A 19,094-nucleotide genomic window follows, 5' to 3' on the forward strand; every position below is an offset into this window, starting at 1 on the left:
AGGCCTATATCGCCCTGCCCCAATCTACGGACCCGCGGCGCAGGTCAACGCGTCGCATCATTGAGAGAATGGACCTGATCATGGCCAGTGCGCCCGCGAACAACCTGCCGATCTTCTATAACGACCTGCTCCCGCTCAGCACCGTGGATCATGCGGATTTCAAGAGCCGCAGCGTGGAATCGGCACCCTTCCTCACGACGCAACATGCCGTGCCGCTGACCGTCGATGAATTCGTCAACGCGCAGCGCTTTGCGCCGATCATCTTCTCGGCCGGCGCGGACTCCGTGCCGCTGCTGCTGATGGGCCTCAATGAAGGCGTCAACATCTTCGTGGATGATGAAGGCAAGCTGCGCGGTCCGGCCTATGTCCCCGCCTATGTCCGTCGCTATCCCTGGATGCTGGCCAAGCTGCGTCCCGATAGCGAGGAATTGTCGCTCTGCTTCGACCCCACAAGCCCTGCAATCGGCGCGTTCGAGGAAGGCAATGCCCTGTTCGAGGACGGCAAGCCCAGCGAACTGACCCAGGGTGTGCTGAAGTTCTGCGAGGATTTCGAGCAGGCAGCGGCCCGCACCGGCCAGTTCGTCCGCGAGCTTCAGGAACTGGGCCTGCTGATGGATGGCGAAGTGTCGATCCAGACCCCGATCGCGGACCAGCCCTTCGTCTACCGTGGTTTCCGCATGATCAATGAGGAAAAGCTGCGCGACCTGCGCGGCGACCAGCTGCGCAAGATCAATCAGAGCGGGATGCTGCCGCTGATCCACGCCCATCTCTTCTCGTTGCAATTGATGCGCGAGATTTTCGAGGCGCAGATCGCCCAGGGCAAGGGGCCGATCGCCATGCCCGAAACCCCGGTCCCCGTAGAAGCCTGAACGGCAAGTTAACCCGAACCAGCTCAAATAATTGATGGAAGCCAGGGCGCATCCCTCTTGAAAGGCAGTGCGACCTGGCCTATCTCTTGAATATACGGCGCGCCTGCCCCCCTTTCGGGTGTGTCGTATGGGCGCCTCCCCCCTTTGGAGGCGTCTCCTCCCTGAACCTTGGCCACCCCATGCTTGCATGGGGTGGTTTTTTATTATCCAGCGATAATGGCGCACGCGCTTTCTCTTGACGCGGCGGATCGGCCTGCTAAAGCGCTCCCCCTGCCCGGCCGCCATGCGGCCATGTGGCCCCTTCGTCTAGCGGTCAGGACGCGGCCCTCTCACGGCTGAAACACGGGTTCGATTCCCGTAGGGGTCACCAAAATACTCTCCCAGAGAGTATCAGAATGTGCCGAGAACGGCGGGATTCTGCGGTTTTTCATGGTATAGGTATCCCATACGGAGCGGTCTCGGACCACCGGATACCAGCAACTTGATGGTATGTCTGATGGTAGCGCGGCCCTCCTCGAAAAGGAGATACCATCATGGCGCTCACCGCCGCTGCGATCAAAAACGCCAAGGGCAAAGCCAAGCCCTATAAGCTCACCGATAGCGATGGCCCGTTTCTCTATGTGACGCCCAATGGTGGGCGCTACTGGCGGATGAACTATCGCCACCTTGGCAAACAGAAGACGTTGGCCTTCGGGGTCTATCCCGACACCGGCCTCGCCGACGCCCGCGAGCAGCGCGACGCCGCCCGCAAGGTGCTAGCAAAGGGGGATGATCCCGCCGAAAAGATCAGACTGGATCGGATTGCCGCGACCGTAGCCGCGTCCAACAGCTTTAAGGCGGTTGCCGACGAATGGTTGGTGAAAGTCGAGCGCGAAGGCCGCTCCGCCGTCACGATGAAAAAGCTGCGCTGGCTGCTGGCCTTCATTAATGCGTCGCTGGGCAAGCGCCCTGTCACCGCCATCACCGCGCAGGAGGTGTTGAACATGCTGCGTAAGATGGAGGGCAAGGGCCGCTACGAGACGGCCAAACGCCTACGCAGCACATGCAGCCAGATATTCCGCTACGCCATCGCCACGGCGCGCGCGGAGTGAGCCGCCCCGGGTTTGCCGGAGGCTCCAACTTCTGAGTAAGTGGAGCCAATATGAGCAGGACGACGAACAAGTTTGCACCTGAGGTGCGCCAGCGGGCGGTACGCATGGTGCTGGATCACGAGGCAGATCATCCCTCTCGCTGGGCGGCGATGGTTTCTATCGCCGAGAAGATCGGGTGCTCGGCACACACACTGAACGAGTGGGTAAAGAAGGCCGAGGTGGACAGCGGGAAGCGCGCTGGCGTGCCTACCGAGATGGCTGATCGCCTGAAGGCGCTGGAACGCGAGAACCGCGAGCTGCGCCAGGTCAACGAGATATTGCGCAAGGCGAGCGCATATTTTGCCCAGGCGGAGCTCGACCGCCCGTTCAAACGATGACGGCCTTCATAGACGAGCATCGCGCGGAATATGGGGTCGAGCCGATTTGCAGGGTTCTGCCGATTGCCCCATCCACCTATCATGAGCGCGTCGCGCAGCGGCGTGATCCAGAGCGCCTGTCTGATCGTGCCCGGCGCGATCAGGATCTGAAGCCAGAGGTGGTCCGGGTCTTTGCCGAGAATTTCGGGGTGTACGGCGTGCGCAAAGTTTGGCGGCAGATGAACCGCGAGGGCTTTGCAGTCGCCCGATGCACTGTCGAACGGCTGATGCGCGATTTGGGCTTACAGGGGGTGGTCCGTGGCAAGCCTGTGCGGACCACGATCAGTAACAAGGCTGCGCCATGCCCGCTCGATCACGTCAACCGGCAGTTCCATGCTCTGGCGCCCAACATGCTTTGGGTGTCGGACTTCACATATGTCGCGACGTGGGCGGGCTTCGTCTATGTCGCCTTCGTAATCGACGTCTATGCCCGCTACATTGTGGGCTGGCGCGTCAGCAGAACTGCGCATGCCAGCTTTGTGCTGGATGCACTGGAGCAGGCTATCCATGAGCGGCGCCCTGTTCACCGTGGCGGCCTTGTCCACCACAGCGATCGCGGCAGCCAAGGCGGACTCAACCGGTCGTCGCAACACCCAACAAATTGGAGGTTGCGATGGGGAAGCAAAGGCAAGGTGCAGATCGATGTGGGCGACCGCCGTTACGGTCCCCTGGCCGCCCTAGTGCTGCGGCGCGTGATGAGCGGCAGTCGTTCTGGTTTCATATCGCGAGAGGACTGAGTAGCGAGGCTGCTGCTATCGAGGCTGGCATCTCACAACCTGTAGGAACCAGGTGGTTTCGGGAGTCCGGCGGTATGCCACCTACGATTTTCAGGGCGACGGCGAAGCCGCTATCGGGAAGGTACCTCTCGTTGGCGGAGCGCGAGGAGATCGCGCTGCTTCTCGTGCAGAACTGCAGCTTACGCGAGATAGCGTGCCAGATTGGTCGTTCTGCTTCGACAATCTCACGAGAGGTTCGCCGTAATGCAGCCACTCGCGGTGGTCGTTCAAGTTACCGTGCTACCGTCGCGCAGTGGCATGCTGAACGATCTGCTCTCCGGCCCAAGGCAACGAAACTCTCCAAAAATCCTGCTCTGCGCTCGTATGTCGAAGAAAAACTCGCTGGCGTCGTACGCACCAATGGCGGCACTGCTGTTCCTGGTCCCGCTGTGCCATGGAATGGGCGGCGGCACGGACCGCGCCAGGATCGACGATGGGCTTGGGCTTGGAGTCCGGAACAGATTGCAAGCCGCCTGATCATCGATTTCCCGAATGACGAGACAATGCGCATCAGTCACGAAGCTATCTATCAAGCGCTTTACGTTCAGGGTCGCGGCGCTTTGCGTCGCGAGTTGACTGCATGCCTGAGAACGGGACGGACTTTACGAATGCCGCGCGGCCGTACCGCCCTGCGTGGTAAGAACTTCGTTTCAAGCGATATCATGATAAGCCAACGTCCCGCTGAAGCCAACGATCGGGCAGTACCGGGCCACTGGGAAGGCGATCTCATTTTGGGCTTGGGCAGTTCCGCGATAGGCACGCTAGTCGAGCGTACGACGCGCTTCACGATGTTGCTGCACCTACCGCGATTGGAAGGTCATGGTGTTGGCCCAAGTGTTAAAAATGGCCCCGCGCTTACAGGACATGGGGCCGACGCCGTACGCGATGCGATCACCCGTACCATTATGACCTTGCCCGAAGAACTTCGCCGTTCGCTCACATGGGATCAGGGTGCGGAAATGGCGCAGCATGCGCGCCTCAAGGTCGATGCTGGCGTGCAAGTCTACTTCTGCGACCCGCAAAGCCCATGGCAGCGAGGCACCAACGAAAATACCAATGGCCTCCTGCGACAGTACTTCCCGAAAGGCACTGATCTCAGTCGGCATTCGAAAGACGAACTCGAAGCAGTTGCTCACGCGATGAATACCCGGCCGCGAAAGACACTCGGATGGAAGACGCCTGCAGAAGTCCTCGACCAGTTCCTTGCCTCATAGTATCGAGCAGGTGTTGCGACGACCGGTTGAGTCCGCCCAATATGTCTCTATCCGATACTCGGAGCGCCTTGCAGAAGCCGGGATTGAACCCTCGGTTGGCAGTGTTGGCGACAGCTATGACAATGCTTTGGCTGAGACGATCAATGGCCTTTACAAGGCCGAGGTGATCCATCGCAGGGGACGGTGGCGATCTTTTGAAGCTGTCGAATATGCCACGCTCGAATGGGTGGACTGGTTCAACAACAGGCGCTTGCTGAAGCCAATCGGCAATATCCAACCGCTGAAGCCGAAGCACAATATTATGCCATGCTGGACGACGTCTCTGAGTAGCCCCTAGATTTCTGGACGCCTTCTATCCTAATTTTGAGGACAGGAGACGACGATGGGGAAGCCTAATTTCAGCGATGAGTTCAAGCGTGATGCGGTGGCCCAGATCACCGAGCGCGGGTATCCGGTAGCGGAGGTTTCTGAACGGCTCGGCGTCAGTCAGCATTCGCTGTACGCATGGAAGCGGCAACTGGCGAAGGTGGTGTCTGGCGATGCCAGCAAGGATGCCGAGATTCGCCAGTTGAAGCGCGAGCTGGCCCGGGTGACCGAGGAGCGCGATATACTAGGCCGTAGACTCATAAGCCCTGAGCCACAGCCGCATTGAGGCAAGCTGGACCATTGCAAGGAAGTTGGCCGCGAGTTTGTCGTATCGAGTGGCGACGCGGCGGAAGTGCTTCAACTTGGAGAAGAACCGCTCGATCAGGTTGCGCTCGCGGTAGAGGCGCTTGCTGAAGCAGGGTTTCCAGCGGCGGTTGCTTTTGGGCGGGATATTGGGCGTTGCGCCCTGTTCCTCGATCAGAGCGCGGATGCGGTCAGCGTCATAAGCCTTGTCTGCCAGCACGATGGTGTGGGGACCAAGATGGTCGAGCAGCGTGTCCGCGACCTGCCCGTCATGAGATTGGCCAGCGGTCAGGCCGAGACGGATCGGGAGCCCCTGCGCATCGACGACGGCGTGGATTTTGGTCGTAAGCCCACCTCGGGAGCGACCGAGACAATGATCTCGATCCCCCTTTTTGCCGTCGCGGCCTGTTGGTGGACGCGAACGGAGGTGCTGTCGATCATTTGGATGTCGCCGTCATGGGCAGCGGTGACAGCGTCCATCATCCGGTCCCAGACACCGGCCTTCCGCCATCGCACGAAGCGATTGTAGCATGTCGTGCGCGGCCCATAGCGCTCGGGCAAGTCGCGCCACGGCGCACCGGAACGCAGCACCCAAAAGATGCCGTTCAGCACGCGCCGATCATCGACGCGCGGCACTCCTCTGGATTTGTTGGGCAACAGCGGCTCGATCACGCGCCATTCGAAATCGGTCAGATCATATCGGCTCATGCCGATGCTGAATCAGATTCAGGGGCAAGATGTAATCCACCAAACGGATTTTCGCGTTATCCCGTGCATTCATCGAGAGATTTGTGTTGATAGTCGCGAAGGAGGCCTTCCTTTCCGAAGGCAACGCGAACCACTGGTCCCGCGCTCGTGTGTAACACACGATAGAAGCGGTCCTCCGAAGGCGTAAAAATCAAACGACCATCAACGATGGCCGCGTCCATTGGCACACGAAGCACTGTTCCGACTTTTGGCAGTTCGTAACGATAGGACACACCCTTTCCGTCACCGGCAAATTTCACGGTAGAAGCATCGATGACAAACCACGGCGCATCTGGGGCGATGTAACAACCGAGAATAGGGCTAGGGTCTTGGGCGGATGGCTCAGGAAAACTCGGACTGCACGAGCCCGCAAGCATTGCGAATATGAGGCAATAGGCGATGCGCGATATCATGCCCAATGAATAGCCCCTCTTGCGCGATCATCAATAACGATCCGCCACGTTCGAGCGATGCGATTTATGGGTTCACGACCTAAACCGTTTCTTGAGCAACTGGCGGGTGCGATCCCGGATCAGGCAGCGCATGTCCGAAGCCTTTACGATATCGGATCACCTTCCGAATGTGCGGGCTGGGAAGCCGTGGACATTCTGGTCGCCTTTGCCGTTCCCTGCACCGCTCAGGACATGGCGCGCGCGCCACGATTGAAGGCTGTCGTCATTCCGTCGCTCGGATTTGAGGGCGTCGATGTCGCGGAAGCGACGGCACGGGGCATCAGCGTGGCCAATGGGCATGTAACGGAAAATTTTGAAAGCGTCGCAGAGGCGGCCTTTCTTTTCATGCTGATGTCGCTCTACCAGATCCGGGCGGTCGAGGATCGGTTACGACAGGGCGTGGCGCGCGCCGGTCCGCCCACGGCCAGGATGCTGAAGGGCAAGACGATCGGCATCATAGGTTTCGGCAACATCGCGCGCGCGCTGGTCCAGCGCCTCGCGGGATGGGGCGCCGATATCCTACTGTGCACCCGTACCGCCAACGCGACGAATCAGCAAAATATCAACCATTGCGATCTGGCCACCCTGCTTCAGCGCAGCGATATCGTTCTGCCGCTCCTGCCGCTGACGAGCGACACGCATTACATGCTTTCCAAAGCGCAATTCATGGCAATGAAGAAGGGGGCGATCCTCATCAACCTGTCGCGGGGCGCGGTGATCGACGAAGCCGCGCTCTATGATCCGGAGGTGGTGGCGCATCTGGGGGGTATTGCATTGGACGTCTTCGAATTCGAACCCTTGCCAATGACCAGTCCGCTGCGCGATCACCCCAATGCGATCCTGACCGGTCACGAGATCTCCCATACTCAGGAAAACCTACAGGCGTTATTTCATATGGCGAAGACGAACATTTTTGCCGCGATCGACGGTCGGGCCATGCCGACCCGGCTCAATTCCGATGCTGGTGACTCGAGCGCGCTGCATTGAATGAGATGCAGGACGCGCGTTCAAGGCTCAGAACTCGCTGATCACAGCCAGAAGAGAGGGGGGGGCGCCGTCCGCAAGGGCGGAGAAGAAGACGGTCCCACTCCGATCGTAGCGGATTGCGACGCGGACGTCAGTCGTAGAGGCGGCCGAGCATAATCTCGATGCGGTTGCGATGCTTGTATCGGTGCGCCTCGTATTGGACGGGCATGGAGCGGGATTTGCGGTCTGTAACGCAAGGTTGATGATCTTTTTTTTTCAACGGCGTCCCTGAACCATTCGGCGTCATAGCACCGATTGGCCAGCCTCCACTGTGCCTTGCCAGACTTGCGCACCAGGTTGTAGAACATCTCGATGTAATCTAGGGGCTACTCATTCAATGCCCAAGCAATCAGTTCAGGGTAGCAACGGCACAGGGGTTGCGAGACAGCAAAATGCCCGCCAATTCGTCCGGCGCAGGCCGTCAATAGCCGGCCTCAACCGCCAGTCGAATGGCGTCCGCCGGCGTCGATACGTCCAATGCCTTGAGCAAGGCGGCCTTGTGCATTTTCACGGTGCGCTCCGACAGGTTCAGCGCATGGGCGATCTGCTTATTCAGTTGCCCCGCCGCCATCTGGATCAGAACCTCGCGCTGACGTCTCGTCAGCGCGGAGACACGCATATACGCATCCGACCGCCTGGCAGCGTCGGATGCGTCACCGACCGTTTCCCTGATCTCCATGAGAGACCCGAGATAATATAGTAATGTTCCGGTTTCGTCGAAAATCGGCGCCACCAGCACGGCATTCCGAAACGGCGTACCGTCCTTCTTGTAATTGAGGATTTCGACCAGGATGGGGCGGCGGTTGCGGATCGCCGTCCGCAGGCTTTCGGTCAGCCAAGGTTCTGTCCCGGTCCCGGTCAAGAACCGGCAATTGCGCCCCACCACTTCGTCAGATGCATAGCCCGTCAGCGCTTCGAACGCGGCATTGCAGGCCACGATCGGAACATCAGCCTGTCGCGGATCACAGATCAGGGCCGCTATCGGACTCGTGGCGATCAGGTCCGACAAGGACATATTGAACTCAGCTGCAAACCGATCATTACCGCACCATAGGTCATGTTGCGCTGGCCGTACAACGCAAGTGAGGCGATTGCGAACCATATCGTTGGCTCGACCATTGCCCGGCCGATTTTCTCTCAACATCCTGCGGCGTGCCGCAATTTCGGAACACCGCCCGACCGTGCCCAACGACCGGCTACGACGAGACCGACAGACCAGCTTTGATCCAAGGACAAACTTGAGAAAGGCGGGCATCGCGGCCCCGGCTACAACGAAATAGACAGTTGCGCGAAAGTGGCAAATTTCGTGAATTGAACGCATCATATATGCTGTTTCGTGACTAAATATCACCAAATAGCTTGAGGTGGCGCCGGCGGCATCCTTATCAAATTCTTCACCCTGATGCGGCTAGAAGCGGACGCCTCTCGACCCGACGGACCATTTGATGCGCCCTTATGCCGCCCTCTCCCTGATTTTCCTGCTGGTGGCGCCGGACGCGGCGCGCGCGCAGGTCGCTGTGGCCGACAGCGGGGATACGGCCTGGATGATGCTCTGTGCGCTGCTAATGTTCGCGGCTGCGCTGCCCGGCCTGATGCTGCGTCACGCCGGACAGGTGAATGTCCGCAACGCCCTGTCCGTCATGGCGCAGGGCGCCGGGGTGGCGGCCGTCGCCTCGATCGGCTGGGCGATTGCCGGCTACAGCCTGGTCTATGCGCCGGGCAGCGAATGGCTGGGCGGCGGAGGCAATCTCCTCCTCGCCAATCTGGGCCAGTTGCGCGACGGCCTGACGGTGCCGGAATCGGCCTTCGTCCTGTTCCAGCTGGCCGCGGTGCTGGTCGCCGCCTGCCTGCTGGTCGGCGGGGTGGCGGAGCGGACGCGGATCGGCTGGTTCTTGCCCTTCACGCTGCTGTGGCTGTTGCTGGTCTATGTGCCGGTCGCCCATGCAGTCTGGGCCGGCGGCTGGCTGGCGGGGCTGGGCGTCATGGATTTCGCTGGCGGGCTGGTCGTCCATATGGTCGCCGGCTTTTCCGTGCTGGCGCTTGTCCTGATCGTCGGCCCGCGGCGGGAGCCGTCCGGCGGAGGCCATAGCATGGTGCTGAGCATGGCCGGTAGCGCGCTGGTCTGGATCGGCCTGTCTGGACTTGTCGGCGGATGGGCGCTGGGCGCGACCGACGACGCCGCGACCGCCCTGCTCAACCATCATCTCGCCGCCTGCGCGGCGGCGCTGACCTGGGCCTTGCTGGACCGGCTGCTGTCGGCGCGCAGCAGCGCGAGCGGCATCCTGTCCGGCGCGCTGGCGGGCATCGCGGCCATTGCCGCCTCCGCCGCGCTGGTCGGGACCGGCGGCGCGATGCTGATCGGCGTGATCGCGGCGCTGGCCAGCCGGATCGCCGCAGCCATTGTCGGCCGCAGGGTCGATGACGGCGCAGGCATCTTCCTGATCCACGGGGTGGGCGGCGCTACCGGCGCCCTGCTGTTGCCGGTCTTCGCCCTGCCCCTGTTCGGCGGCGTCGGCTTCGACGCCGATGTCCATTTCAGCAGCGCGCTGATCTATCAGGCGATCGGTGTCCTGATCGTGGCGCTGTGGGCGATGGTGGGGAGCGCGATCGCGGCGCTGATCGTGTCGATCATCATCCCGATGCGGGTCGATGCACCGATGGAAGCCGCCGGGCTCGATGCGGCCCAGCACGGCCAGCAGGGCTGGGACTTTCGTTGATCCGATGACCGTCACGGTCGCCATCTTCGCCCATCAGGAGGAGCGCCGGATCGCCGGCTGCCTCGCCTCGCTGCCGCTGGACCGGCCAGGCACGCTGTTTCATGTGCTGGTGAACGGCACTACAGACGCCACGGTCGAGCGGGCCAGGGCTGCGGCGGGCGGACGCACGAACGTGATCGTCCATGACATCGCGCAGGGCGGCAAGTCACGCACCTGGAATCATTGCGTCCACGAACTGCTGACCGGGGATGATGACGCGGTGATCTTCATGGACGGTGACGCCGAGATTGCAGCGGGTTCGATCGACGCGCTGGTAGCCGACCTGGCCGCCCATCCCGCCGCCAATGCCGCCGCCGGAATGCCGATGAACGGGCGGATGGTGGAGGCCTATCGCGCGGGGCTGCGCGCCGAGGGCGGCCTGTTCGGCGATCTTTATGCGCTGTCGGGCCGTTTCGTCACGGCGATCCGCGCGCGCGCGCTGCGGCTGCCCGATGACCTGATCGGCGATGACGGGATGATCGCGGCATGGGCGCATACCGACCTCAGGGATGACAGCCATTGGGTGCATGACCGGGTGCTGGCCTGCGATGGGGCGGGATTTCTGGCGGAGCAGGTGAGCCTCGCCCGCCCATCGACCTGGGCGATGCAGTATAAGCGGCTCATCAATTATTCGGTCCGCTTCTTCCAGAACCGGATCGTGTCGGACATCATGACGCGCGAGGGGCCGGTCGGCCTCCCCGCGCGTCTGGATAGTCTCTATGCGGACTGGCTGCCCCGCTTCCGCCCGCGCCCCGGCCTGACCGGATGGTTCGACCGCAAGGCGCTCGAGCGGATGCGGGCCGCCGCTTAACGGTCGCGGCCGGCCAGTTCCTTGTTGACGTAGAGCGCGACCATCGTCGCCACCGCGCCAGACAGAAGATAGATGCCCGAGGCGGCCAGGCCGAACTTCACCGACAGCAGCAGCGCCACCAGCGGGGCGAAGCCTGCGCCAACCAGCCAGGCAAGGTCGGAGGTGAGCGCCGATCCGGTGTAGCGCGCCTCCGTGGCGAAGTTGGACGCCACCACGCCCGACGACTGACCGAAAGCGAGGCCAAGCAGCATGAAGCCGAGGATCATGAAGGCGACCTCGCCCAGTTCCCCACCGTTGAGCAGCAGCGGCGCCATGACGCTGAAGATCGCGATGCCGAGCGCCGACCATGCGAGGAGCGAACGGCGGCCGATCTGGTCCGCGATGAAGCCAGACACGACGATGGCGAGCAGGCCGACCGACGCCCCGATCATTTCGATGATGAGGAAGCGTTCGAGCGGCTGGTCGGTGTAAAGCGCGACCCAGCTGAGCGGGAACACCGTCACCATGTGGAACAGCGCGAAGCTGGCCAGCGGGGCGAAGGCGCCGATGATGATGTTGCGTCCTTCCGCCTTCACCGTGGGCAGGACTGGCGAGGGTTGCAGATCCCGCTGCTCGAACAGCCGTTCGAATTCATGCGTGACCACGATCCGCAGACGGGCGAAGAGCGCCACGACGTTGATCGCAAAGGCGACGAAGAAGGGATAGCGCCAGCCCCAGTCGAGAAAGTCCGCCTCCGTCATGTTGAGCAGGAAGAAGGCAAACAGTCCGCTCGCCACCAGCAGCGCCAGCGGCGCGCCGAGTTGCGGCACCATGGCGTACCAGCCGCGCTGATGCTGCGGTGCGTTGAGCGAAAGGAGCGATGCGAGGCCGTCCCAAGTGCCGCCGAGCGCGATCCCCTGCGCGGCGCGCAGGATGAGCAGCACCACGGCCGCATAATGGCCGATCGTCGCATAGCCGGGCATGAAGGCGATCGAGGCGGTCGATCCGCCCAGCAGGAACAGGGCGATCGTCAATTTGGTGCCACGGCCGTAGCGTCGGTCGATGGCCATGAAGATCAGCGAGCCGATCGGCCGGGTGATGAACGCCACCGCGAAGATGGCGAAGGAATAAAGGGTGCCGGTCAGCGCATCCACATAGGGAAAGACCAAACTGGGAAACACGATCACCGAAGCGATGGCGTAGACGAAGAAATCGAAAAATTCGGAGGTGCGACCGATAATCACCCCGATCGAGATATCCCCCGGCGCAATCGAATGGTCGCGCGCGTTGATCTTCCGCGCGTCATCCTCAAGTTGCGTGGAGGTGAAGGCAATGGCCCCAGAACTCATAAGCATCCGCTCCCTAGCTGGGCCGGCGGCGCCTGTTTCAAGTCTTCCGACGGCCAGAGAATGGCAACATAACAGAAAACCCACAGAGTCTAAGCAGTATCCCACACCCAAAACATTTTTTGCGGCCGCACACAATTGGACAAATTGCCCACTGGCCGACTCCGTGCGGACCCGCTAGTCGCGCGCCATGTCTACCGCTCCCTCCCCCCACCGGATCAGGCTCCTGCGCTGGTCCGCTCCGATCCTTGCGGCGCCGCTGGCGGGCTGCAACTGGGTCGTGATGAACCCGTCGGGCGATATTGCAGTGCAGCAGCGCGATCTGATCCTGATCTCGACCGCGCTGATGCTGCTGATCGTCGTCCCCGTCATGGCGATGGTCGTCTGGTTCGCGGTGCGCTATCGCGCCACGAACGAGGCGACCCAGAAGGACTATGATCCGGACTGGGATCACAGCACCAAGCTGGAGCTGCTGATCTGGTCGGCGCCGCTGCTGATTATCATCGCGCTGGGCGCGCTGACCTGGGTCAGCACCCACAAGCTGGACCCCTATCGCCCGCTCGACCGGATCGACGCGAAGACCGCGATCGACCCGAAGGTCAAGCCGCTGACGGTGCAGGTCGTCGCGCTCGACTGGAAATGGCTGTTCATCTACCCGGAACTGGGGGTTGCGACGGTCAATGAGCTGGCGCTGCCGACCAATGTCCCGGTCCGCTTCGACATCACGGCATCGACCGTCATGAACAGCTTCTACGTCCCCGAACTGGCCGGCCAGATCTACGCCATGCCCGGCATGAAGACGCAGCTGCACGCCGTCGCCAACAAGGCGGTGTCCGGCACCGGCTTTTCCGCCAACTATTCGGGCGCGGGCTTCACCCACATGCGCTTCGGGTACAAGGCGCTGGATCAGGCCGGTTTCGACGCCTGGGTCGCCAAGGTGAAGGCCAGCGGCGCGGCGCTAGACCGCAACGTCTATCTGACCCTGGCCAAGCCCAGCGAAAAGGCGCCGGTGGCCTATTTCACCGCCGCCGATCCCAAGCTGTTCGACGCGGTCGTGAACCTTTGCCCCAAGCCCGGCCAGCGCTGCATGAGCGAGCTGATGCACATCGACCAGATGGGCGGCGCGGGCAAGGAAGCGGCGAAGGAGACGCACGGTCTCCAGTATGACTTCCCCAACAGCCATGTGATCGACCAGACGGAGCGCAACGAAGGCAAGCAGACCGCCCCCGACGCGCCCGGCGCTCAAAAGGCTCCGGCCGATCACTCCTCTCACAGCGGCGCTGACGCGCACGCGCAGCATCGGTAAGGCCCATGACTGGCACAATGACAACAGCACAGATGATCTTCGGTCGTCTGACATGGGACAGCTTCCCATGGCATGAGCCCATCGTCGTCGCGACATTCTGCGCGGTGGTGCTGGGCGGCGCGGCGCTGGTCGCGGCGCTGACCTATTTCAAGCTCTGGGGCTATCTCTGGAAGGAGTGGTTCACCAGCGTCGATCACAAGAAGATCGGCATCATGTACATGGTGCTGGGCCTCATCATGTTCCTGCGCGGCTTTGCCGATGCCATCATGATGCGCCTGCAACAGGCTTTGGCTTTTGGCGGGTCGGAGGGCTATCTGAACGCCCACCATTATGACCAGGTGTTCACCGCCCATGGCGTGATCATGATCTTCTTCGTGGCGATGCCGTTCATCACCGGCCTGATGAACTATATCGTCCCGTTGCAGATCGGCGCGCGCGACGTCAGCTTCCCGTTCCTCAACAATTTTTCCTTCTGGATGACGACGGGCGGCGCGGTGCTGGTGATGGCTTCGCTGTTCTTGGGCGAGTTCGCCCAGACCGGCTGGCTCGCCTATCCGCCGCTGTCGGGGATCGACTATAGCCCGGCCACGGGTGTCGATTATTATATCTGGGCGTTGCAGGTGGCAGGCGTCGGCACGACATTGTCGGGCATCAACCTGATCGCGACCATCGTGAAGATGCGCGCGCCGGGCATGTCGCTCATGAAGATGCCGGTCTTCACCTGGACCTCGCTGTGCGCGAACGTCCTGATCGTCGCCTCCTTCCCGATCCTGACCGCCACGCTGGTCCTGCTGTCGCTCGACCGTTATGCCGGCACCAACTTCTTCACGAACGACTTCGGCGGCAACCCGATGATGTACGTGAACCTGATCTGGATCTGGGGCCACCCGGAAGTCTATATCCTCATCCTGCCGCTGTTCGGCGTCTTCTCTGAAGTCGTCTCCACCTTCTGCGGCAAGCGCCTGTTCGGCTACACGTCGATGGTCTACGCCACCTGCACCATCATGGTGCTGTCCTACCTGGTGTGGCTGCACCACTTCTTCACCATGGGATCGGGCGCCAGCGTCAACAGCTTCTTCGGCATCACGACGATGATCATCTCGATCCCGACGGGCGCCAAGCTGTTCAACTGGCTGTTCACCATGTATCGCGGCCGCGTCCGCTTCGAACTGCCGATGATGTGGACGGTGGCGTTCATGCTGACCTTCACGGTCGGCGGCATGACCGGCGTGCTGCTGGCGGTGCCGCCTGCGGACTTCGTGCTGCACAATTCGCTGTTCCTGATCGCGCACTTCCACAACGTCATCATCGGCGGCGTGCTGTTCGGCCTGTTCGCCGCGATCAACTACTGGTGGCCCAAGGCGTTCGGCTTCAAGCTCAACCAGTTCTGGGGCCATGTGTCCTTCTGGTGCTGGAACATCGGCTTCTGGCTGGCCTTCACCCCGCTCTACATCATGGGGCTGATGGGCGTGACCCGCCGGATGCGCGTGTTCGACGATCCGTCTTTGCAGATCTGGTTCGTCATCGCCGCGATCGGCGCCGCGATCGTCGCGGCCGGCATCGGTGCAATGCTGGTGCAGTTCGCCGTCTCCATCTGGAAGCGCGACGAGCTGAAGGTGGAGGGCGATCCCTGGGATGGCCGCACGCTGGAATGGGCGACCAGCTCGCCCCCGCCGGAGTATAATTTCGCCTTCACGCCGGTCGTCTATGACGCCGACAGCTGGGCGGACATGAAGAAGAACGGCTATCAGCGTCCGCTGACCGGCTATCAGGCGATCCACATGCCCAGCAGCACCGGTGCCGGCGTCATCCTGGCCGCCCTCGCCACGCTCTGCGGCTTCGCGCTGATCTGGTATATCTGGTGGCTCGCCGGCCTCAGCTTCCTGGGTCTGATCGCGGTCGCCATCGGCCACACCTTCAACTACAAGCGCGACTTCTACATCCCGGCGGATGTCGTCACGCGCACCGAGGAAGAGCGCACGCGCATCCTCGCGGCGGGAGTCTGACCATCATGAGCAGCGCAACTGCGACCACCATGGAACCTCGGGCCTATCATCTGCCCGAGGAACCGCACCTCCATGAAGGCCACAGCACCATGCTGGGCTTCTGGATGTACCTGATGAGCGACTGCCTCATCTTCGCCATCCTCTTCGCCACCTATGCCGTGCTCGGCGGCAATTTCGCCGGCGGGCCGGGGCCGAAGGATCTGTTCGACCTGAACCTCATCGCGCTCAACACCGCGATGCTGCTCTTCTCTTCGATCACCTACGGCTTCGCCATGCTGGCGATGGAAAAGAACAGGGTCAGCGCCACCCAGGGCTGGCTGCTCGTCACCTTGCTGTTCGGCGGAGCGTTCCTGTTCATCGAACTCTACGAATTCTCGCACCTGATCCATGAGGGTGCGGGCCCGTGGCGTTCGGCTTTCCTGTCGGCCTTCTTCACCCTGGTCGGCACCCACGGCCTGCACGTCACCTTCGGTTCGATCTGGCTGATCACGCTGATGGTGCAGGTCGCGAAAAAAGGCCTGATCCCCGCCAATAAGCGCCGCCTGATGTGCCTCAGCATGTTCTGGCACTTCCTCGACGTCATCTGGATCGGCGTCTTCACCTTTGTCTATCTGATGGGAATGCTGCGATGAGCGATGCCGTCCACAGCCACGAAAGCCACGGGCATCATGACGACCACGCCCATGGGCATCATGATGAAGGCGCGCATGGCAGCTATGGCAGCTACATGATCGGGTTCGGCCTGTCGGTGATCCTGACCGCCATCCCCTTCTGGCTGGTGATGTCGGGCACGCTCGGCAATCCGCAGCTGACCGGCTTCATCATCATGGCCTTCGCCGCCGTGCAGGTGGTGGTCCACATGATCTACTTCCTGCACATGAACACCCGCGTCGAAGGCGGCTGGTCGTTCATGGCCATGATGCTGACCATCGTGCTGGTCGTCATCACCCTGTCGGGTTCGATGTGGGTCATGTATCATCTGAACGCCAACATGATGCCCCATGCCGACATGAACGCCATGCAGCATATGAGCGAGATGCCGTGACAACGGCGCAAACCGGGGGGCGCCGCCGGCGCTCCCCGGCGTTCCTGATCGGCCTGACGCTGATCGCCCTCCTTCTTTTTTCCGGCTTCTGCGCGCTCGGCGCCTGGCAGGTCCAGCGTCTGGGCTGGAAGCGCGACCTGATCGCCCGCGTCGACGCCCGTATCCATGCCGCGCCCGTAGCGGCGCCCGACCGCGCGCGTCGCGACGACGAATATCGGCGCGTCGCCACGAGCGGCGTCTTCCTCCATGATAAGGCCGCGTTGGCGCAGGCCTCCACCGTCCGGGGCGCCGGCTATTGGGTGCTCACCCCGCTGCGCCGTCAGGACGGCACGATCATCCTCATCAACCGCGGCTTCGTACCCGATCGCAAGACGGCCTATGACCGTCCGCAAGGGACCGTGCGGATCGCCGGACTGCTGCGGCTGACCGAGCCGGGCGGCGGCTTCCTGCGCGACAATGATCCCGCTGCCGACAGATGGTATTCAAGGGATGTGGACGCCATCGCACGGGCGCGGGACATCGGCACGGTCGCCAACTATTTCATCGATGCCGAAGCGCGCCCCTCCTCCGCCGGCTTCCCGGTCGGCGGGCTGACGGTCGTGTCCTTCCCCAACAATCATCTGCAATATGCGATCACCTGGTTCGTACTGGCGGCGATGACCCTGGGCGCCTATATTCTCGTCATGCGCCAGACAGGAAAAGACGGCCGGGGATGAGCGCCAAGGCGCCGAACCGCGCGCGCTGGTTGCCCAGCCAGTGGCCCGCCGACGCGGCCGGCCGCAAGAATATGGCGCTTCTCGTCCAGCTTCGCTGGATCGCCATCGCCGGGCAGATCGCGACCATCCTGATCGTCCATCATGGCATGGGCATCCGCCTGCCGCTGCTGCCGATGCTAGTGGTTCCCTGCATCGCCATCGCCATGAACCTGGGCAGCCTGATGGTGCTGCGCGGCCGCACCGACATCAGCCATGCCGAGCTGTTCCTGGCGCTGCTGTTCGATGTCATCGCGCTCACGACCCTGCTGTACCTGAGCGGCGGGGCGACCAATCCATTCGTGTCGCTCTATCTGGTGCAGGTGGCGCTGGGGGCCATGCTGCTCCATCGGTGGAGCGCCTGGGGGATCGTCACCGTGTCGTCGCTCTGTGCGGCAGGCCTTGGCTTCGCCTACCGTCCGCTCAACCTGAGCGACGCGCTGGAGGGGCGGCTGTTCGACCTCCACATCGTCGGCACCTGGATCTGCTTCACCATGATCGCGGTGCTGCTGGTCCTGTTCATGACCCGCATCAACCAGAATCTCCAAGTGCGTGAAGCCTATCTCGCGCGGCTGCGCCAGCAGGCGGCGGAGGAAGAGCATATCGTGCGGATGGGATTGCTGGCGTCGGGCGCCGCGCATGAATTGGGCACGCCCCTCGCCCAACTGGCCGTCGTGCTGGGGGATTGGCGGCACATGCCCGAAATCAATCGCCACCCCGCGCTGGTGGAGGAGGTCGGCGAGATGGAGACGGCGGTCAAGCGCTGCAAGGCGATATTGAGCGGCATCCTTATGTCCGCCGGCGAGGCGCGCGGCGAGGCGCCGGAAGTGACCAATGTCCGCGACTTCATCGACATCATCGCGCGCGACTGGCGCGGCGCCAATCCGGGCATGGCGCTGCGTTGCGACTTTGGTCCCCATGATTACCCCCGGATCGTCGCCGATCCGGTGATCCGCCAGGCCGTGACCAACCTGCTCGACAATGCGCGCGAGGCAGGCGCGACCTATATCAACATGATGGTCAGCCGGGACAGCCAGTGGCTGCATATCGCCGTGCGCGACAATGGCCCCGGTTTCAGCGATGACATGCTCGCCGATGTCGGCAAGCCATACCGGTCGAGCAAGGGCAAGCAGGGCGGCGGGCTTGGCCTGTTCCTGGTGGTCAATGTGGTGCGCAAGCTGGGCGGAAGGGTCGACGCCAGCAATGGCACGGAAGGCGGCGCGATGATCCTGCTTCGCCTGCCGCTGGCGACACTGGCCCTGGAGGAGACAGGCTTTGGCGACTGAAAGGCAGTTGTTGATCGTCGAGGATGATGACGCTTTCGCCAAGACGCTCAAGCGCTCCTTCGAGCGGCGCGGCTATGAAGTGCTGCTGGCCGACAGCCTGGAAGCGGTCCACCGCCTGCTCGCCACGCAGCGGCCGGGCTTTGCCGTCGTGGACCTGAAGCTGGGGCCGCAATCCGGGCTGGCTTGCGTGCAGGCGCTGCACGCCCATGATCCCGCAATGCTGATCGTCGTGCTGACCGGGTTCGCCAGCATCGCGACCGCCGTGGAAGCCATCAAGCTGGGCGCGACCAACTATCTGGCCAAGCCGTCCAACACGGACGACATCGAGGCGGCATTCGCGCGGTCGGGCGGGAATCCGGACGCGCCGCTCGCGCCGCGCCCGACTTCGATCAAGACGCTGGAGTGGGAACATATCCACGAAGTGCTGAAGGACAGCGACTTCAACATTTCCGAGGCCGCGCGGCGGCTGGGGATGCACCGGCGCACCCTGGCCCGCAAGCTGGCGAAGCGGCAGGTCGGCTGAGGATCACGTCATGGAGCCGCCTCC

The 19,094-nt window shown here is 62.4% G+C and carries 16 protein-coding genes, 1 tRNA gene, 3 pseudogenes and 1 other annotated feature; of the genes and pseudogenes, 17 read left to right on the plus strand and 3 right to left on the minus strand.

Going from position 1 to position 19,094, the window contains the following annotated elements; translation table 11 throughout:
* Positions 1-80: 80 nt before the first annotated feature.
* From K3M67_RS07945 to K3M67_RS07975, 7 genes and pseudogenes are all read left to right on the plus strand, one after another.
* Positions 81-869, plus strand: coding sequence for a SapC family protein (locus K3M67_RS07945; protein ID WP_285832858.1), 789 nt, complete (start codon positions 81-83; stop codon positions 867-869).
* A 295-nt stretch (positions 870-1,164) separates the two neighbouring features.
* Positions 1,165-1,239: transfer RNA gene (locus K3M67_RS07950), tRNA-Glu, on the plus strand.
* Positions 1,240-1,402: 163 nt separating this feature from the next.
* A complete protein-coding gene (locus K3M67_RS07955) occupies positions 1,403-1,960 on the plus strand; it encodes a tyrosine-type recombinase/integrase (protein WP_285832859.1) in 558 nt (185 codons plus the stop codon).
* A 50-nt stretch (positions 1,961-2,010) separates the two neighbouring features.
* A pseudogene (locus K3M67_RS07960) lies at positions 2,011-2,942 on the plus strand (IS3 family transposase); the annotation flags it as partial.
* Positions 2,292-2,408: a sequence feature (AL1L pseudoknot), on the plus strand. (Overlaps the previous pseudogene by 117 nt.)
* A gap of 47 nt (positions 2,943-2,989) precedes the next feature.
* Positions 2,990-4,366, plus strand: coding sequence for an IS30 family transposase (locus K3M67_RS07965; RefSeq protein WP_285832860.1), 1,377 nt, complete (start codon positions 2,990-2,992; stop codon positions 4,364-4,366).
* Positions 4,367-4,400: 34 nt separating this feature from the next.
* Positions 4,401-4,696: pseudogene (locus K3M67_RS07970) on the plus strand (integrase core domain-containing protein); the annotation flags it as partial.
* Between the two features lie 52 nt (positions 4,697-4,748).
* Positions 4,749-4,979, plus strand: a pseudogene (locus K3M67_RS07975) (transposase); the annotation flags it as partial.
* Here K3M67_RS07975 and K3M67_RS07980 read toward each other — a convergent pair.
* A protein-coding gene (locus tag K3M67_RS07980; RefSeq protein ID WP_285832861.1) for an IS5 family transposase occupies positions 4,977-5,743 on the minus strand; the annotation gives its coding sequence in 2 pieces (ribosomal slippage) (positions 4,977-5,431 and positions 5,431-5,743; 768 coding nt in all). The pseudogene K3M67_RS07975 and the gene K3M67_RS07980 sit on opposite strands and share 3 nt — an antisense overlap.
* A gap of 638 nt (positions 5,744-6,381) precedes the next feature.
* Here K3M67_RS07980 and K3M67_RS07985 point away from each other — a divergent pair.
* A complete protein-coding gene (locus K3M67_RS07985; protein ID WP_285832862.1) occupies positions 6,382-7,221 on the plus strand; it encodes an NAD(P)-dependent oxidoreductase in 840 nt (279 codons plus the stop codon).
* 460 nt (positions 7,222-7,681) lie between these two features.
* On the opposite strand, the gene K3M67_RS07995 is transcribed toward K3M67_RS07985, so the two are convergent.
* Positions 7,682-8,275 (minus strand): PAS domain-containing protein, encoded by a 594-nt coding sequence (locus tag K3M67_RS07995; protein WP_198162913.1) that lies wholly within the window; start codon positions 8,273-8,275, stop codon positions 7,682-7,684.
* A gap of 430 nt (positions 8,276-8,705) precedes the next feature.
* Here K3M67_RS07995 and K3M67_RS08000 point away from each other — a divergent pair, with 430 nt between their 5' ends.
* Both K3M67_RS08000 and K3M67_RS08005 read left to right on the plus strand, forming a co-directional pair.
* Positions 8,706-9,977: an ammonium transporter gene (locus K3M67_RS08000; RefSeq protein WP_285832863.1), complete on the plus strand. Its 1,272-nt coding sequence runs from the start codon at positions 8,706-8,708 to the stop codon at positions 9,975-9,977.
* Between the two features lie 4 nt (positions 9,978-9,981).
* Positions 9,982-10,827 (plus strand): glycosyltransferase family 2 protein, encoded by an 846-nt coding sequence (locus tag K3M67_RS08005; RefSeq protein WP_285832864.1) that lies wholly within the window; start codon positions 9,982-9,984, stop codon positions 10,825-10,827.
* Here the strand turns inward: K3M67_RS08005 and K3M67_RS08010 are convergent.
* Positions 10,824-12,155 carry an MFS transporter gene (locus K3M67_RS08010; protein WP_066859165.1) on the minus strand — a complete coding sequence of 444 codons (1,332 nt, stop codon included), beginning with the start codon at positions 12,153-12,155 and terminating at the stop codon, positions 10,824-10,826. The two genes, K3M67_RS08005 and K3M67_RS08010, sit on opposite strands and share 4 nt — an antisense overlap.
* 187 nt (positions 12,156-12,342) lie before the next feature.
* Between K3M67_RS08010 and cyoA the strand changes: the two genes are divergently transcribed.
* From cyoA to K3M67_RS08045, 7 genes are read left to right on the plus strand one after another with little or no spacing between them, the layout of a single operon-like run.
* Positions 12,343-13,458: a ubiquinol oxidase subunit II gene (cyoA, locus tag K3M67_RS08015; RefSeq protein ID WP_285832865.1), complete on the plus strand. Its 1,116-nt coding sequence runs from the start codon at positions 12,343-12,345 to the stop codon at positions 13,456-13,458.
* A gap of 5 nt (positions 13,459-13,463) precedes the next feature.
* Complete coding sequence (gene cyoB, locus K3M67_RS08020; protein ID WP_285832866.1) at positions 13,464-15,464, plus strand: cytochrome o ubiquinol oxidase subunit I; 2,001 nt, start codon at positions 13,464-13,466, stop codon at positions 15,462-15,464.
* 29 nt (positions 15,465-15,493) lie between these two features.
* The gene (gene cyoC / locus K3M67_RS08025; RefSeq protein ID WP_232313762.1) at positions 15,494-16,096 is read left to right on the plus strand and encodes a cytochrome o ubiquinol oxidase subunit III; all 603 of its coding nucleotides are present in this window, start codon (positions 15,494-15,496) and stop codon (positions 16,094-16,096) included.
* Positions 16,093-16,509 carry a cytochrome o ubiquinol oxidase subunit IV gene (gene cyoD, locus K3M67_RS08030; RefSeq protein ID WP_066859161.1) on the plus strand — a complete coding sequence of 139 codons (417 nt, stop codon included), beginning with the start codon at positions 16,093-16,095 and terminating at the stop codon, positions 16,507-16,509. Before cyoC ends, cyoD begins: the two co-directional genes overlap by 4 nt.
* A complete protein-coding gene (locus tag K3M67_RS08035; RefSeq protein ID WP_285832867.1) occupies positions 16,506-17,225 on the plus strand; it encodes an SURF1 family protein in 720 nt (239 codons plus the stop codon). The genes cyoD and K3M67_RS08035 overlap by 4 nt, the downstream gene beginning before the upstream one ends.
* Positions 17,222-18,547 carry an ATP-binding protein gene (locus K3M67_RS08040; RefSeq protein WP_285832868.1) on the plus strand — a complete coding sequence of 442 codons (1,326 nt, stop codon included), beginning with the start codon at positions 17,222-17,224 and terminating at the stop codon, positions 18,545-18,547. Before K3M67_RS08035 ends, K3M67_RS08040 begins: the two co-directional genes overlap by 4 nt.
* Positions 18,537-19,070 (plus strand): response regulator transcription factor, encoded by a 534-nt coding sequence (locus K3M67_RS08045; RefSeq protein ID WP_066859158.1) that lies wholly within the window; start codon positions 18,537-18,539, stop codon positions 19,068-19,070. The genes K3M67_RS08040 and K3M67_RS08045 overlap by 11 nt, the downstream gene beginning before the upstream one ends.
* Positions 19,071-19,094 lie beyond the last annotated feature (24 nt).

This window comes from Sphingobium sp. V4 (assembly GCF_029590555.1).
Taxonomy (GTDB): Bacteria; Pseudomonadota; Alphaproteobacteria; order Sphingomonadales; family Sphingomonadaceae; genus Sphingobium.